The organism is Streptomyces sp. NRRL F-6492 (genome assembly GCF_001280125.1).
Lineage (GTDB): Bacteria > Actinomycetota > Actinomycetes > Streptomycetales > Streptomycetaceae > Streptomyces.
The window spans coordinates 58,270-72,216 of the sequence record NZ_LGEG01000091.1; the positions used below are offsets into that span (position 1 = coordinate 58,270).

The 13,947-nt window shown below is 74.9% G+C and carries 11 protein-coding genes and 1 riboswitch; of the genes, 4 read left to right on the forward strand and 7 right to left on the reverse strand.

Translation table 11 applies throughout. The features are described 5' to 3' along the window. Nucleotides 1–155: riboswitch (cobalamin riboswitch) on the reverse strand. 245 nt (nt 156–400) lie between these two features. From ADL08_RS09745 to aceA, 3 genes are all read right to left on the reverse strand, one after another. Beyond that, nucleotides 401–1,315, reverse strand: a complete 915-nt coding sequence (locus ADL08_RS09745; RefSeq protein ID WP_078968282.1) for a 3-hydroxybutyryl-CoA dehydrogenase — start codon at nt 1,313–1,315, stop codon at nt 401–403. Next, nucleotides 1,312–2,919 (reverse strand): malate synthase A, encoded by a 1,608-nt coding sequence (aceB, locus tag ADL08_RS09750; RefSeq protein ID WP_053641673.1) that lies wholly within the window; start codon nt 2,917–2,919, stop codon nt 1,312–1,314. Before aceB ends, ADL08_RS09745 begins: the two co-directional genes overlap by 4 nt. Nucleotides 2,920–3,059: 140 nt before the next feature. Further along, nucleotides 3,060–4,343: an isocitrate lyase gene (gene aceA / locus ADL08_RS09755; RefSeq protein WP_053641674.1), complete on the reverse strand. Its 1,284-nt coding sequence runs from the start codon at nt 4,341–4,343 to the stop codon at nt 3,060–3,062. Between the two features lie 331 nt (nt 4,344–4,674). Between aceA and ADL08_RS09760 the strand changes: the two genes are divergently transcribed. Beyond that, a complete protein-coding gene (locus ADL08_RS09760; RefSeq protein ID WP_053641675.1) occupies nt 4,675–6,084 on the forward strand; it encodes a short-chain fatty acyl-CoA regulator family protein in 1,410 nt (469 codons plus the stop codon). Nucleotides 6,085–6,145: 61 nt separating this feature from the next. Then, nucleotides 6,146–6,928 carry a sulfite exporter TauE/SafE family protein gene (locus tag ADL08_RS09765; RefSeq protein WP_053641676.1) on the forward strand — a complete coding sequence of 261 codons (783 nt, stop codon included), beginning with the start codon at nt 6,146–6,148 and terminating at the stop codon, nt 6,926–6,928. Nucleotides 6,929–7,004: 76 nt separating this feature from the next. Here ADL08_RS09765 and ADL08_RS09770 read toward each other — a convergent pair whose 3' ends face one another. Further along, complete coding sequence (locus ADL08_RS09770; RefSeq protein WP_053641677.1) at nt 7,005–7,823, reverse strand: response regulator transcription factor; 819 nt, start codon at nt 7,821–7,823, stop codon at nt 7,005–7,007. A 126-nt stretch (nt 7,824–7,949) separates the two neighbouring features. On the opposite strand from ADL08_RS09770, the gene ADL08_RS09775 reads away from it, so the two are divergent. Together ADL08_RS09775 and ADL08_RS09780 are read left to right on the forward strand one after the other, a co-directional pair. After that, nucleotides 7,950–9,626 (forward strand): AMP-binding protein, encoded by a 1,677-nt coding sequence (locus ADL08_RS09775; RefSeq protein WP_053641678.1) that lies wholly within the window; start codon nt 7,950–7,952, stop codon nt 9,624–9,626. Next, complete coding sequence (locus ADL08_RS09780) at nt 9,623–11,224, forward strand: AMP-binding protein (protein ID WP_053641679.1); 1,602 nt, start codon at nt 9,623–9,625, stop codon at nt 11,222–11,224. Before ADL08_RS09775 ends, ADL08_RS09780 begins: the two co-directional genes overlap by 4 nt. Here ADL08_RS09780 and ADL08_RS09785 read toward each other — a convergent pair. From ADL08_RS09785 to ADL08_RS38960, 3 genes are all read right to left on the reverse strand, one after another. Beyond that, nucleotides 11,221–11,739, reverse strand: a complete 519-nt coding sequence (locus ADL08_RS09785; RefSeq protein WP_053641680.1) for a GNAT family N-acetyltransferase — start codon at nt 11,737–11,739, stop codon at nt 11,221–11,223. The genes ADL08_RS09780 and ADL08_RS09785 overlap by 4 nt on opposite strands. Nucleotides 11,740–11,774: 35 nt before the next feature. Beyond that, complete coding sequence (locus tag ADL08_RS09790) at nt 11,775–12,563, reverse strand: TIGR04222 domain-containing membrane protein (protein ID WP_053641704.1); 789 nt, start codon at nt 12,561–12,563, stop codon at nt 11,775–11,777. A 157-nt stretch (nt 12,564–12,720) separates the two neighbouring features. Next, nucleotides 12,721–13,749, reverse strand: coding sequence for a hypothetical protein (locus ADL08_RS38960; RefSeq protein WP_053641681.1), 1,029 nt, complete (start codon nt 13,747–13,749; stop codon nt 12,721–12,723). Nucleotides 13,750–13,947: the final 198 nt, after the last annotated feature.

Here is a 13,947-nt window from a genome sequence, read left to right on the forward strand (position 1 = left end):
AGGTCTTCGGACTCGCGGGCACGCCCACCGGACTCGTCCGGCGGACACCTACTGGCCGTCGCTTCCCAGACCCTTCCCGGGCCCAGTGCGTATGACGGCGGTCGTTCCCGCTCACCGCTGCGGGGCAGTCCCGGATTCCCACCGGGTTCCCTCTTGCGACGCATCCCGCCTGGCGGACGGGGCGAACCAGCTGCCGGGCCAGCCTACGGGGTCCGTTCCGGGAGCGGGGGCGGGTATCTCGCCATTCGGACGAAGGGGTGGGACGGACGGGTGACCGGGGCCGGGCACGGCAGTGGGGCCGGGGACGGCACCACCCGTCCCCGGCCCCTCGCCGTACCGCCGCCGGGTCCTCTCGTGGACCCTCCACCGGGCCCGTCCCCGGCGGCGGGCGCCGGCCCCCTCAGGCCGGCCGTCCGGGCGTCTCCGCCCGGTCGTACGTGTGGAACCCCCGGCCGCTCTTGCGGCCGAGCAGCCCCGCCTCCACCATCCGCAGGAGCAGCGGCGGCGGCGCGTACAGGGGCTCCTTGAACTCCTCGTACAGCGAGTCCGCGATGGAGGCGACCGTGTCGAGCCCGATCAGGTCCGCGAGCCGCAGCGGCCCCATCGGGTGGGCGCAGCCCAGCTCCATGCCCCGGTCGACGTCCGTGGCGGACGCGAAGCCCGACTCGGTCATCCGGATCGCGGACAACAGGTAGGGGACGAGCAGGGCGTTGACGACGAACCCGGCCCGGTCGCGGGAGCCGATGGCGGTCTTGCCCAGGGTGCGGGTCGCGAAGTCCGTCACCGCGGCCGTCGTCGCCGCCGAGGTGTGGAGGGTCGTGACGATCTCCACGAGCGGCAGCACGGGCACCGGGTTGAAGAAGTGCAGCCCCACGACCCGGTCGGCGTGCTCGGTGGCCATGGCGAGCCGCATGACCGGCAGGGAGGAGGTGTTGGTGGCGAGGACCGCCGCCGGATCGGTGACGATCTTGTCGAGCGCGGCGAACACCCCGGTCTTGACGGCGGGGTCCTCGACGACGGCCTCGACGACGAGCTGCCGGTCCGCGAGGTCGGCCATTTCGGCGGTGGCCGTGATCCGGGCGAGCGCGGCCTCGGCGGAAGGGCGGTCCGACTTGCCCCGCTGCACGGCCCGTTCGAGGGAGACGGCGACGCGCTCGCGGGCGGCGCGCGCCGCCCGGCCGTCCGCCTCGCAGATCACGGTGGGGAGTCCGGCCCGCGCGCACACCTCGGCGATCCCCGCGCCCATCTGGCCGCCGCCCACGACGCCGACGCGCCGGATGCCACCGCCCGGACCGGCGCCCGCGCCGCCGCTCACGCCGTCACGTCCGCGGTCGTGACGGTCCGGACGAGGTGGCGGGAGTACGCCTCCGGGGTGAAGAAGAGCGGCAGTTCGGCGGCGAGCGCGGTGCTCTCGAAGAGCTCCCGCACCTCGTCGGGCGCCGCCCACGGGAACTCGGCGCCGAGCGCCTCCAGTTCCCGGTCGAGCAGCTCCAGGACGGCGTCGCGCTCCAGGACCCGGCGCCGGAGCCACTGCCAGATCTGGACGCGGGCGATCTCGGCGGTCGCGGCGTCCTCGATCAGGCCGTCGAGGACGACGGAGCCCCTGCCCCGGATCCAGGCGTCGTAGTAGCGGAGGACGACGGCGATGTTGGTGCGGACCCCCTCCTCGGTCGGCGGGCCGCCGATCCGCCGCACCGCGAGCAGGTCCCCGGCGGTCACCCGCACGTCCTCGCGGCTCCGGTCGAGCTGGTGCGGGCGCTCCCCGAGCACCCCGTCGAAGACCTCGCGGCAGACCGGCACCAGACCCGGGTGGGCCACCCACGAGCCGTCGAAGCCGTCCTCCGCCTCCCGCTCCTTCTCCAGGCGGACGGTGGCGAGCACGGCCTCGTTCGCGGCCGGGTCCCCGGCCGGGACCTGGGCGGCCATCGCGCCGACGGCGTGGGCCCCGCGCCGGTGGCAGGTGCGCACGAGCAGTTCGGTGTACGCCCGCATGAACGGCGCCGTCATCGTCACCTTCGCCCGGTCGGGCAGCAGGAAGTCGGAGCGGTGGCCGAAGGTCTTGATCAGGCTGAACAGGTAGTCCCAGCGGCCCGCGTTGAGCCCCGAACCGTGCTCCCGCAGCTCGTGGAGGATCTCCTCCATCTCGAACGCGGCCGTGATCGTCTCGATGAGGACGGTGGCGCGGACGGTGCCCCGGGGGATGCCCAGGAGCTCCTGGGCCAGCAGGAACACGTCGTTCCACAGGCGCGCCTCGTACCGGTTCTCCAGCTTGGGGAGGTAGAAGTACGGGCCGTACCCGGCGTCGATCTGCCGCCGGGCGCAGTGGAAGAAGTACAGGCCGAAGTCGACGAGCGCGGCCGGCACCGGGCCGCCGTCGAACTCCAGGTGCTCCTCGTCGAGGTGCCAGCCGCGCGGCCGGACCACGATCGTGGGCAGCCGGCCGTCGCGGAGCCGGTGCTCCCGGCCCTCGTCGGTGGTGAAGGCGAGCCGCCGCTCGACCGCGTCGAGCAGCACGACCTGGCCCCCGACCACGTTCTCCCAGGTGGGCGCGGTGGCGTCCTCGAAGTCGGCCATCCACACACTGGCACCGGAGTTGAGCGCCTCGACCGCCGCCCGCCGTTCCGGCGGGCCGGTGATCTCCACCCGGCGGTCGGCGAGCCCGGGAGCGGGCGGGGCGACCCGCCAGGTGGGGTCGGCGCGCACGGAGGAGGTGACGAGCGGGAAGTCGAGCGGCGAGCCGGTGGCGAGCCGGATGGCCTGCCGGCGCCGCTCCTTCAGGAGCCACCGCCGGCGCTCGGAGAAGGCGGCGGCGAGCCGGCCGACGAAGTCCAGGGCGTCGGCGGTGAGGATCTCGTCGTGGCGGTCGCCCGGGGCCGCGAGCACGCGGACCTGGCGGGTCGGGACGGCGCTGGTGGTCATCGGTGTCTCCTGAGGGGGAGCGGGTGGCGCGGGGGGAGAAGGAGGAGGAGAAGGAGGAGGAGAAGGAGGAGGAGCGGGGGTGCGGAGAGGGGTGCGGGGACGGGTGACGTGGACACCCGCCCCCGCGGCTCGGACACCCCCTAGTGGAACTGCTCCTCCTCCGTGGACCCCGCGAGCGCGGTCGTGGAGGAGGTGGGGTTGACGGCGGTGGAGACCAGGTCGAAGTAGCCGGTGCCGACCTCGCGCTGGTGCTTGACGGCGGTGAAGCCGTGCTCCTGCGCGGCGAACTCGCGCTCCTGGAGGTCGACGTACGCGGTCATGCCGTGCTCGGCGTAGCCGCGGGCCAGGTCGAACATGCCGTGGTTGAGCGAGTGGAAGCCGGCCAGGGTGATGAACTGGAACTTGTAGCCCATGGCGCCCAGTTCGCGCTGGAACTTGGCGATCTGGTCGTCGTCCAGGGCCGCCTTCCAGTTGAAGGACGGCGAGCAGTTGTACGCCAGCAGCTGGTCCGGGTACCGGGCGTGGATCGCCTCGGCGAACTCGCGGGCCTGCGCCAGGTCCGGGGTGCCGGTCTCGACCCAGATGAGGTCGGCGTACGGGGCGTAGGCCAGGCCGCGGGCGATGACCGGCGCCATGCCGTTCCGCACCCGGTAGAAGCCCTCGGCGGTGCGCTCGCCGGTGGTGAACTCGGCGTCCCGCTCGTCGACGTCGCTGGTCAGCAGGTTCGCCGCGAGGGCGTCGGTGCGGGCGATGATCAGCGTCGGGGTGCCGGCGATGTCGGCGGCGAGCCGGGCCGAGTTGAGGGTGCGGACGTGCTGCGAGGTGGGCACGAGGACCTTGCCGCCGAGGTGGCCGCACTTCTTCTCGGAGGCGAGCTGGTCCTCGTAGTGGATGCCCGCCGCGCCGGCCGCGATCATCGCCTTGGTCAGCTCGAAGGCGTTCAGCGGGCCGCCGAAGCCGGCCTCGGCGTCGGCGACGATCGGCGCGAGCCAGTCCGTCGTGTCGGTGCCGCCCTCGGCGGTGGCGATCTGGTCGGCGCGCAGCAGCGCGTTGTTGATCCGGCGGACCACCTGCGGCACCGAGTTGACCGGGTAGAGGCTCTGGTCGGGGTAGGTGTGGCCGGCCTGGTTGGCGTCGGCGGCGACCTGCCAGCCGGACAGGTAGATCGCCTGGAGCCCGGCCCGGACCTGCTGCACGGCCTGGCCGCCGGTCAGCGCGCCGAGCGCGTGGACGTAGTCGAGCTCGTGCAGCTGCCGCCACAGGCGCTCCGCGCCGCGCCGGGCGAGGGTGTGCTCCTCGCGGACGCTGCCGGACAGCCGGACCACGTCCTCGGCGGTGTAGGTGCGCTCGATGCCCTTCCAGCGGGGGTCCGTGGCCCACTGCCGCGCCAGCTCTTCGGCCGCCTGGTTTCCTGCCTGCGCCATGATGGTCCCTCCCGGGGAGTGTCGAACTTTGCGAAGCTCTGCGAAGGCCCGCGAAGCTCCGTACGAGGTGACGAACGGCCCGCCGGACCCCGGACGCAGACGACCGGGTCCTACGACGTCAGGGCATGAGCCGTGCCCCGGACTCCGCCTCCTGCCGGGTCACCGGCGGGCCGTGGTTCGACTTTCGCAGTGGCACTCCGTGCCATCAACCATGGCCGGATGCCAACTTCTGCGAATCTTCCGGCCTCGTTTTGCCAAGTCTGCGAAGCCCCGGACGGGCGGGCGGTGACCTAGGCTGGGGCCCCGGGAGCACGTCCGAGGGGGAACAGCCGTGAGCAAGATCTACGCGGGGGCGCGGCTGCGGCGGCTGCGCGAGGAGCGCCGGCTGAGCCAGGCCGACCTGGCCAGGGTGCTCCGGATCTCGCCCAGCTATCTGAACCAGATGGAGCACGACACCCGGCCCCTCACGGTCCCCGTCCTGCTGCGGGTCACCGAGTCGTTCGGCGTCGACCCCGACTTCTTCTCCGAGCGGGACACCGGCCGGCTCCTGGCCGACCTGCGCGAGACCCTCGCCGACGAACTCGACCGCTCCGCGCTCTCCGCCGCCGACCTCGCGGAACTCGCCTCCCGGCTGCCGCACGTGGCCGCCGTCCTCCTCGACCTCGGCCGCGGCCGCCAGGCCCTCACCGAGCGCCTCGCCGCCCTGAGCGGCGACCGCGGCGACGCCTCCGCCCCGGACACGGCGCGCGCCCGGACGCCGCACGAGGAGATCCGCGAGTTCTTCTACCGGCGCCGCAACTACCTCCACGACGCCGACCTCGCGGCCGAGGAGCTCGCGGAGGAGATCGGCGTCCGTCCCGGCGAGGTCCGCCGGACCCTCGCCGCCCGGCTCGACGAGCGCCACGGCGTCCGGATCGCCTCCGACGCCGACCGGCAGCTCCACCGCTACGACCCCGCCGCCCGCATCCTGCACCTCTCGCCCCGGCTGCGCCCCGGCCAGCAGGCCTTCCGCATGGCCACCCAGCTCGCCCTGCTCGAACAGGACGCCCTGCTCTCCGCGTACGCCTCCGAGGACTACGAGGAGGGCTCCCGCACCTGGTCCCTGGCCCGCATCGGCGTCGCCCACCACTTCGCCGCCGCGCTCGTCCTGCCGTACCACGCCTTCCACGCCGCGGCGGAGGAGACGCGCTACGACGTCGAGCGCCTCACCGACCGCTTCGGCCTCGGCTACGAGACGGTCTGCCACCGCCTCAGCACCCTCCAGCGCCCGCGCCTGCGCGGGGTGCCGTTCTCCTTCGTCCGCGTCGACCGGGCCGGGAACATGTCCAAGCGCCAGTCCGCCACCGGCTTCCACTTCTCCCGCGCCGGCGGCACCTGCCCCCTCTGGAACGTCTACGAGGCCTTCGCCGCCCCCGGCCGCATCCACGTCCAGGTGGCGGCCATGCCCGACGGACAGCGCTACCTGTGGACCGCCCGCACCGTGACCCGCCACCGCGGCGGCTGGGGCGAGCCGGGCAAGACCTTCGCCATCGGCCTCGGCTGCGAACTGCGCCACGCCTCCCGGCTGGTCTACTCCGACGGCCTCGACCTCGACAACAGGGCCGCCGCCACCCCGATCGGCATGGGCTGCCGCGTCTGCGAACGCCTGGACTGCCCCCAGCGGGCGGTCCCCCCGCTCGGCCGCGTCCTCGCCGTCGACGAACACGCCAGCACGTTCGTGCCGTACGCGGTGGAGGGGTAGGGGAGGGACCCGCCGCGCCGGGGCCGGATACTGTCCGGACGATCTCGGAACGGGGGGCGCGGTGGACTGGTCGACGCTGCTGGGCGGGGTGGCCGCCGGGCTGCTGATCTCCGTCGTGACCGCGCCGGCCGGGGTCTCGGGGGCGGTGTTCCTGCTCCCGGTCCAGCTCAGCGTCTTCGCCGTGCCGAACCCCTCCGTCACGCCGACGAACCTGCTGTTCAACGTCGTCGCGGGCCCCGGCGCCCTGTGGCGCCACGGCAGGACCGGCGCCCTGCGCGGCCCGCTCACCCGGCGCCTGGTGGCGGGCACCCTCCCCGGGGTGGTGATCGGCGCCGTCGTCCGCGTCTTCGCCCTCCCCGGCCCCACCGTCTTCCGCGTCCTCATCGCCGCGCTGCTGCTGCCCCTGGGCGTGTGGCTGTGCGTCCGCACCCTCCGCCCCGCCCGCGAGCGGCCCGCCGCCGAGCCCTCGCCCCGCACCGTCACCGGACTCGCCCTGGCCGTCGGGATCGTGGGCGGGATCTACGGCATCGGCGGCGGCTCCCTCCTCGGCCCGGTCCTGGCGGGCCGGGGCGTCCCCGTCGCCCGCGTGGCCCCGGCCGCCCTCGCCGCCACCTTCACGACCTCCGTCGTCGGAGCCGTCACCTTCGCCCTGCTCTCCCTCACCACCACCGAGGCCGCCGCCCCGGACTGGGCCCTGGGCCTCGCCTGCGGCCTCGGCGGCCTGATCGGCGGCTATCTCGGCGCCCGCCTCCAGCCCCGCCTCCCCGAAACCGCCCTCCGCCTCCTCCTCGGCACCCTCGCCACGAGCCTCGGCGCGCTGTACGCGGTCCAGGCCCTGTTCTGACCGGCCCCCGCGGGCCTACGGCAACACCTCCGCCCCCCCGCCGGGTCTACGGCAACACCTCCGCCCCCCGCCGGGCCTACGGCAACACCCCCGCCCGCCGCGCCGCCACCACCGCCTCCAGCCGCGTGTGCGCCCCCAGCTTCCGCATCGCCGAGCGCAGATAGCCCTTCACCGTCTCGGGGCGCAGGCCGAGCCGGGCGGCCGCCGCCGCGTTCGTCGCGCCCGAGGCCACCGCCGCCAGGACGTCCGTCTCGCGCGGCGTCAGGGCCACCGCCGGGGCGGGGGCGGAGGGCCCCGAAGCCGTCTCCAGGCGGCCGCACACCGCGAGGAGCCGTTCCCGCAGCTCCGGGTCCGCGACCTTCGGCGCCAGCTCGCGCAGTTCGCCGTGCGCCTGCCGGACCTCCTCCCAGGAGGGCCCGGACGGCGGCGGGGCCAGGAGCTCCCGGACCCCGTCCCGTACCGCCAGCGCCCGTTCCAGGTCGCGGGCCGCCGCGACCGCCGCGTCGAAGACCCGGTCGCCGACCGGCTGCGCGTCGCGCAGCGCCCCGTACAGCACGCCCCGCACCTTCCGGCGCACGACGACCGGCACCGCGACCACCGACCGCAGCCCCTCCGCCGACACCGGGCCGTCGTACTCGTGGGTGATGTGCCGGGCCGAGGGGTAGTCCGTCACCGCGCACGGCCGCCCGAGCGCCAGGCACTTCCCGCCCAGACCGGATCCCGCCGAGATCGCCAGCCCGCGCAGGGCCGGCGTCACCGCGCCGTTCAGCTCGCCGATCCGCAGCCCCCGGGTCCCGTGCAGCAGCCCCCCGAAGACCACCGGCAGCCCGGTGGCGCGGCGCAGCCCCAGCAGCGCGCCGCGCAGCTCCACCGACGATCCGACGTGCTCGCGCACCGCGCTCTCCTTCGTGGCCGCCGCGCCGGCCCTCGCCGTCCGCGGGTTCACCCCCGAACGGGGGTGGTGAGACCCGGGTCACTGATTACACGATGTCCGGGACCGGTCCCGCAACGAGGAGGACACATGACGGCAACCAGCGCGACCGAGGAGTTCCGGGCCGCCCGGGACTTCCTCCTGGAACACCGGGAGGACTACGAGGCGGCCTACGGGGGCTTCGCGTGGCCCCGGCCCGAACGGTTCAACTGGGCGCTCGAATGGTTCGACGTCGTCGCGGCGGGCAACGACCGCACCGCCCTGCACGTCGTCGAGGAGGACGGCTCCGGGACGAAGGTGTCCTTCGCGGAGATGTCCGCCCGCTCGAACCGGGTCGCGAACTGGCTGCGGGCCCGGGGCGTGCGCGCCGGCGACCGGATCGTCGTCATGCTGGGCAACCAGGTCGAGCTGTGGGAGACCGTCCTCGCCGCCATGAAGCTGCGGGCCGTCGTCATCCCCGCCACCCCGCTCCTCGGCCCCGCCGACCTGCGCGACCGCGTCGAGCGGGGCCGCGCCCGCCACGTCCTCGTGCGCGCCGGGGACACCGCCAAGTTCGACGACGTCCCCGGCGACTACACCCGGATCGCGGTCGGCGGAGGCGGGACGGACTGGCTGGACTACGGGCTCGCCGCCCGCGAGTCCGCCGACTTCGAGCCCGACGGCGACACGCTCGCCGACGACACCCTGATGCTGTACTTCACCTCCGGCACGACCGCCCGCCCCAAGCTGGTCGAGCACACCCACACCTCGTACCCGGTCGGCCACCTCGCCACCATGTACTGGATCGGGCTCAAGCCCGGCGACGTCCACCTCAACATCTCCTCGCCCGGCTGGGCCAAGCACGCCTGGTCCAACCTCTTCGCGCCGTGGAACGCCGAGGCGACCGTCTTCGTCCACAACTACACGCGCTTCGACCCGGTCCGCCTCATGGACGAGATGGAGCGGAACGGGATCACCAGCTTCTGCGCCCCGCCGACCGTGTGGCGGATGCTGATCCAGGCCGACCTGGGACAGCTCAAGACCCCGCCGCGCGAGGTCGTCGCCGCCGGCGAACCGCTCAACCCCGAGGTCATCGAGGCCGTCCGGCGCGCCTGGGGCACCACCGTCCGCGACGGCTTCGGCCAGACCGAGACCGCCGTCCAGGTCTCCAACAGCCCCGGCCAGCGGCTCAAGGAGGGCTCCATGGGCCGTCCCAGCCCCGGCTACCGGGTCACCCTGATCGACCCGGTGACCGGCCGCCCGGACGCCGACGAGGGCGAGATCTGCCTCGACCTGTCCGCCCGCCCGGTGGGCCTGATGACCGGCTACCACGGCGACCCGGAGCGCACGGCGGAGGCGATGGCCGGCGGCCACTACCGCACCGGCGACATCGGCGCGCGCGACGCGGACGGCTACATCACCTACATCGGGCGCGCCGACGACGTCTTCAAGGCCTCCGACTACAAGATCAGCCCCTTCGAGCTGGAGAGCGCGCTCCTGGAGCACGAGGCCGTCGCCGAGGCGGCCGTCGTCCCCGCCCCCGACCCGCTGCGGCTCGCCGTCCCCAAGGCGTACGTGGTCCTCGCGGCGGGCTGGGAGCCGGGCCCGGAGACCGCGAAGGTCCTCTTCGCGCACTCGCGGGCGGTCCTCGCCCCGTACAAGCGGATCCGGCGCGTCGAGTTCGCCGACCTGCCCAAGACCGTCTCCGGCAAGATCCGCCGGGTGGAGCTGCGCCGCCTCACCGCCGAGGGCGGCGGCACCGAGTACGCGGAAGGGGACCTCTCGTGAGCGCGCCCGAGGAACTCTCGTACGCCCACGGGGCGTCCACCACCCCGCTCCTCGGCGACACCATCGGCGCCAACCTGGACCGGGCCGTCGCCGCCTGGCCCGACCGCGAGGCGCTCGTCGACGTCCCCGCCGGACGCCGCTGGACGTACGCGGAGTTCGGCGCGGACGTCGACCGGCTCGCCGGGTCGCTGCTCGGCAGCGGCGTCCGCAAGGGCGACCGGGTCGGCATCTGGGCGGTGAACCGCGCGGAGTGGGTCCTCGTCCAGTACGCCACCGCCCGCGTCGGCGCCGTCATGGTCAACGTCAACCCGGCCTACCGCGCCCACGAGTTGGCGTACGTGCTGAACCAGTCCGGCGTCTCCCTGCTCTTCGCCTCCCTCACCCACAAGGCGAGCGACTACCGGGCGATGGTCGAGCAGGTGCGCGGGGAGTGCCCGGGGCTGCGCGAGACCGTGTACTTCGGCGACCCGAGCTGGGACGCCTTCCTCACCCGTACGCCCGGGGGGCTGCGGCCGGAGCCGCTCTCCTGCGACGAGCCCGTCAACATCCAGTACACCTCGGGCACCACGGGCTTTCCGAAGGGGGCCACGCTCTCCCACCACAACATCCTCAACAACGGTTACTTCGTCGGGGAGACGATCGGCTACGGCGAGCAGGACAGGATCTGCATCCCCGTCCCCTTCTACCACTGCTTCGGCATGGTCATGGGCAACCTGGCGGCCACCTCGCACGGCGCCTGCATGGTGATCCCCGCGCCCTCCTTCGACCCGGCCGCCACCCTCCGGGCGGTCCAGGAGGAGCGCTGCACCTCGCTGTACGGGGTGCCGACGATGTTCATCGCGGAGCTGAACCTCCCCGACTTCGCGGCGCACGACCTGTCCACCCTCCGCACCGGGATCATGGCGGGCTCGCCGTGCCCGGCGGAGGTGATGAAGCGGGTGGTCGCCGAGATGAACATGGCGGAGGTGTCGATCTGCTACGGCATGACCGAGACCTCGCCCGTCTCCACCCAGACCCGCCGCGACGACGACCTGGAGCGCCGCACCGGCACGGTCGGCCGGGTCCTGCCGCACGTCGAGGTGAAGGTCGTCGACCCGGCGAGCGGACTGACCGTGGAGCGCGGCCGGGCGGGGGAGCTGTGCACCCGCGGCTACGGCGTGATGCTCGGCTACTGGGACGAGCCGGAGAAGACCGCCGAGGCGATCGACCCGGGCCGCTGGATGCACACCGGCGACCTGGCGGTGATGCGCGACGACGGCTGCGTGCAGATCGTCGGCCGCATCAAGGACATGATCATCCGGGGCGGGGAGAACGTCTACCCGCGCGAGATCGAGGAGTTCCTCCACGGGCACGCCAAGATCGCGGACGTCCAGGTGGTCGGCGTCCCCGACGAGCGGTACGGCGAGGAGGTCCTCGCCTGCGTGATCCCGCGCGACCCGGCCGACCCGCCCACCCCGGAGGAGATCAAGGCCTTCTGCCGCGACCGCCTCGCCCACTACAAGATCCCGCGCCGGGTGGAGATCCTCGCGGAGTTCCCCATGACGGTGAGCGGCAAGGTGCGGAAGATCGAGCTGCGGGAGCGGTACGCCGGAAACTAGCCGGCGAGGTCCCGGCGCATGAGGACGCGGGGCCAGGCCGCCAGGCCGTGGGCCGCCTCCGCGCGGCTGATCGCGCGCAGCCCGTCCGTGAGGGCCGGGTCGGAGTCGTCGAGCGGACGGAAGCCGAGCCGGGCGTAGTACGGGGCGTTCCAGGGCACCTCGGCGAACGTCGTCAGGGTCAGCGCCGTCAGGCCCTCCTTCCCGGCGACCACCGCCAGGTGCTCGATCAGGGCCCGGCCGACGCCCCGGCGGGCGGCGTCCGGGTGCACCGACACCTGCTCGATGTGGGCGGCGCCGTCGACCGGATCGGTGAGCAGATACGCCACCGGGCGGTCGGCGGCGTCCGCCGCGACCCAGGCCCGGCCCGCCCCGCGGTACGCCTCCAGGGTCTCCAGGGACGGCGGGTCGTCGTCGGCGATCGCCGCCATGCCGAGGGAGCGGAACGGTTCGCCCGCCGCCCGTTCGATGTCCTGGAGCAGCGGGAGTTCGGCCGCGACGGCCGCTCTGATGCGCATGCGCCAGTATGACGCGGGACGGGCGCGGCACGGCCTCAGCGGCCGGGGGAACCGCCCGGCGGCGGCCGGTTCCGGTCCGTGGCCCCGGGCCGGTCGAGCAGCCCGCCGTCCCGCGAGAAGCGGGGCAGGAAGAGGGCGAGGGCCGGGTCGCCGTACAGCGCCACGTACAGCTGGACGAGCCGTCCGTCCGTCACCTCCCGCCGGTGCGAAGGCAGCGGGTACCGCTCCCGCAGCCCGGAGAGCAGCCGCCGCGCCGCGCCGGTCGTGACGGGCAGCCGCAGCAGCACCGCCACCGCTCCGAGGACCGGCGGGAGGCCGGTCGCGAGCACCTCCGGGAGGTCCGCGCGGGACGCCCCGGTCGCGAACGGCCCGACGAGGACGGTCAGGAGCACGCAGCCGAGCAGCGCCCGGACGACCCACAGCTGCGCGACCGGCCGCAGCAGCCCGGCCCCGCGCAGCTCGCCGCTCAGCGCGTCCACGGCCCGCCGCGCCTCGGGGCGCTGCGTGAGGTCCCCCAGGGCGAGGGCCCGGCGGAGCGCCCCGTGCACCCCGAGCTGGACGGGGTCGCGGGTCCGGCCCGGCCCGCCGTTGGCCCGAATCGTATGTTTGCGGCCCGCCGCGACCGCCCCGCGCTGGTGCAGCGCCACGAGCGCCACGGTGACGGCCGCCCGCCGCCCGCCCCGCAGCAGCGCGAGCGCCTGCGGCGTCGGCACGGCGTCCTCGTCCGGTGCCCCGCTCTCCCTGCTGCAGGTTCGCGACAGCGCGGCGGCGAGCAGCAGTTCGGCCCAGGCCGTCCCGATGAACCACCACATCCCCGTCGGCATGACGCCCACCCCCCAAGGGAGTTGTGCCCGGCGGAGCGTGGTCCTCACGCGTGAATGGCCGATTTCGGATGCCGAGGTGTTGTGGGGGGAGGGCGGGGGCGCGCTCCGCGCGGCTCGGGCGCCGGGACCGGGCGCGGGGCCGGGACCGGGTGCGGTTTCAGGCGCCGTCCGCCACCAGGTCGTCGGCGGCGCGGTTGACCGGCTGCGGGGTGCCGGTCAGGTCGAGGACGAAGAGCGGGAGGCCGATCTCGGCGGCGCGCGAACGGGCCTCCGGGGTGTAGCCGGCGAGCGCGAAGAACACGCTCACGGCCGAGGTGCTCAGACCGTTGAGCCAGAGGCACTCGACCGCCCGCAGCCCGGTGGGGCGGGTGCTCGGGTCCACCTGGGCGACGAGCCCCGGCGCCCGCAGGTCCACCCCGGAGGCGGGCCGCTCCTCGGGCTGGACGACGTCCCGGAAGCCGAGCCAGCGCAGGTACCCGGCGGCCGCGGCCACCGCGTCCCGCCCGGTCCGGATCGTCACGGGCCGGAAGGCGCCCCGTGCCGGGGCCGGGCGCGGGCCCGTGGGCGGCAGCGGGATGTGCGCGGGGTAGCGCTCGGTGAACGGCCGGTACGGCTCCCGGGGCGCCGGCCCTTCGGGCCCGTGCGGGCTGGCGGTGTCGGGGCCGGTGTCGGTGTCGGGCCCGTGCGCACCGGCGCCGTCGACGCCGCGGCCGGGGCCGTCACCGGCGCGGGGGCCGTCGGCCCGGGGGCCACCCGTACGGGAAACGTCCGGGCCGGACGGGCCACCCGTACGGGAAACGTCCGGGGCGGACGCGCCGACACCGCTCCCGCCCTCGGGGTCCGCGCCGGACCGCGACGCGTCGGGGGCCGTCGTCCGGGGCGGGACCGCGCCGGGGCACGGGCCCGCACCCGGGGCGCCGGGACCGCTCGGGCCACCCGGATCACCCGCACCCTGCTCCGTCGCGCCGTCCGTGACGTCCGGGCGGTCCGTGCCGCCCCCGGGGCCCGCCGCGTCCGCCGCCCGGACCGGCACCCGCAGGACCGCGCCGCACTGGCAGCCGAGCTCCGGACGGGGCCAGTCGTCCTCGCGGCCGCAGGCGCCGCAGCGGACGGTGACCCACTCGTCCGTCCAGTTCCGGCGCGTGATCGGTTCCGCCACCGCGTCCGCCGCCACCCGCGGGGCCACGGGGCTCCCGCACGGGCAGGGGAAGACGGGTGCCGCGTACGCCTGGGTGCTCAGGCATTCCGGGCAGCGCACCGGTACCGAATCGCCCACGGTCCAACCCCCTGTCGTCCGCTCCCATCGTCCACCCATCCACCACCCCGGGGGAGGCTGTTCGGCCACTTCGGACGCCCGGAACCGTCCCCGAAGCGCCCCCGACCC

Bases quoted from the DNA above. Each gene is read 5' to 3' on its own strand.
- aceB (WP_053641673.1), bottom strand. From the start codon at position 2,919: ATGACCACCAGCGCCGTCCCGACCCGCCAGGTCCGCGTGCTCGCGGCC.
- aceA (WP_053641674.1), bottom strand. From the start codon at position 4,343: ATGGCGCAGGCAGGAAACCAGGCGGCCGAAGAGCTGGCGCGGCAGTGG.
- ADL08_RS09775 (WP_053641678.1), top strand. From the start codon at position 7,950: ATGACGGCAACCAGCGCGACCGAGGAGTTCCGGGCCGCCCGGGACTTC.
- ADL08_RS09785 (WP_053641680.1), bottom strand. From the start codon at position 11,739: ATGCGCATCAGAGCGGCCGTCGCGGCCGAACTCCCGCTGCTCCAGGAC.
- ADL08_RS09790 (WP_053641704.1), bottom strand. From the start codon at position 12,563: ATGCCGACGGGGATGTGGTGGTTCATCGGGACGGCCTGGGCCGAACTG.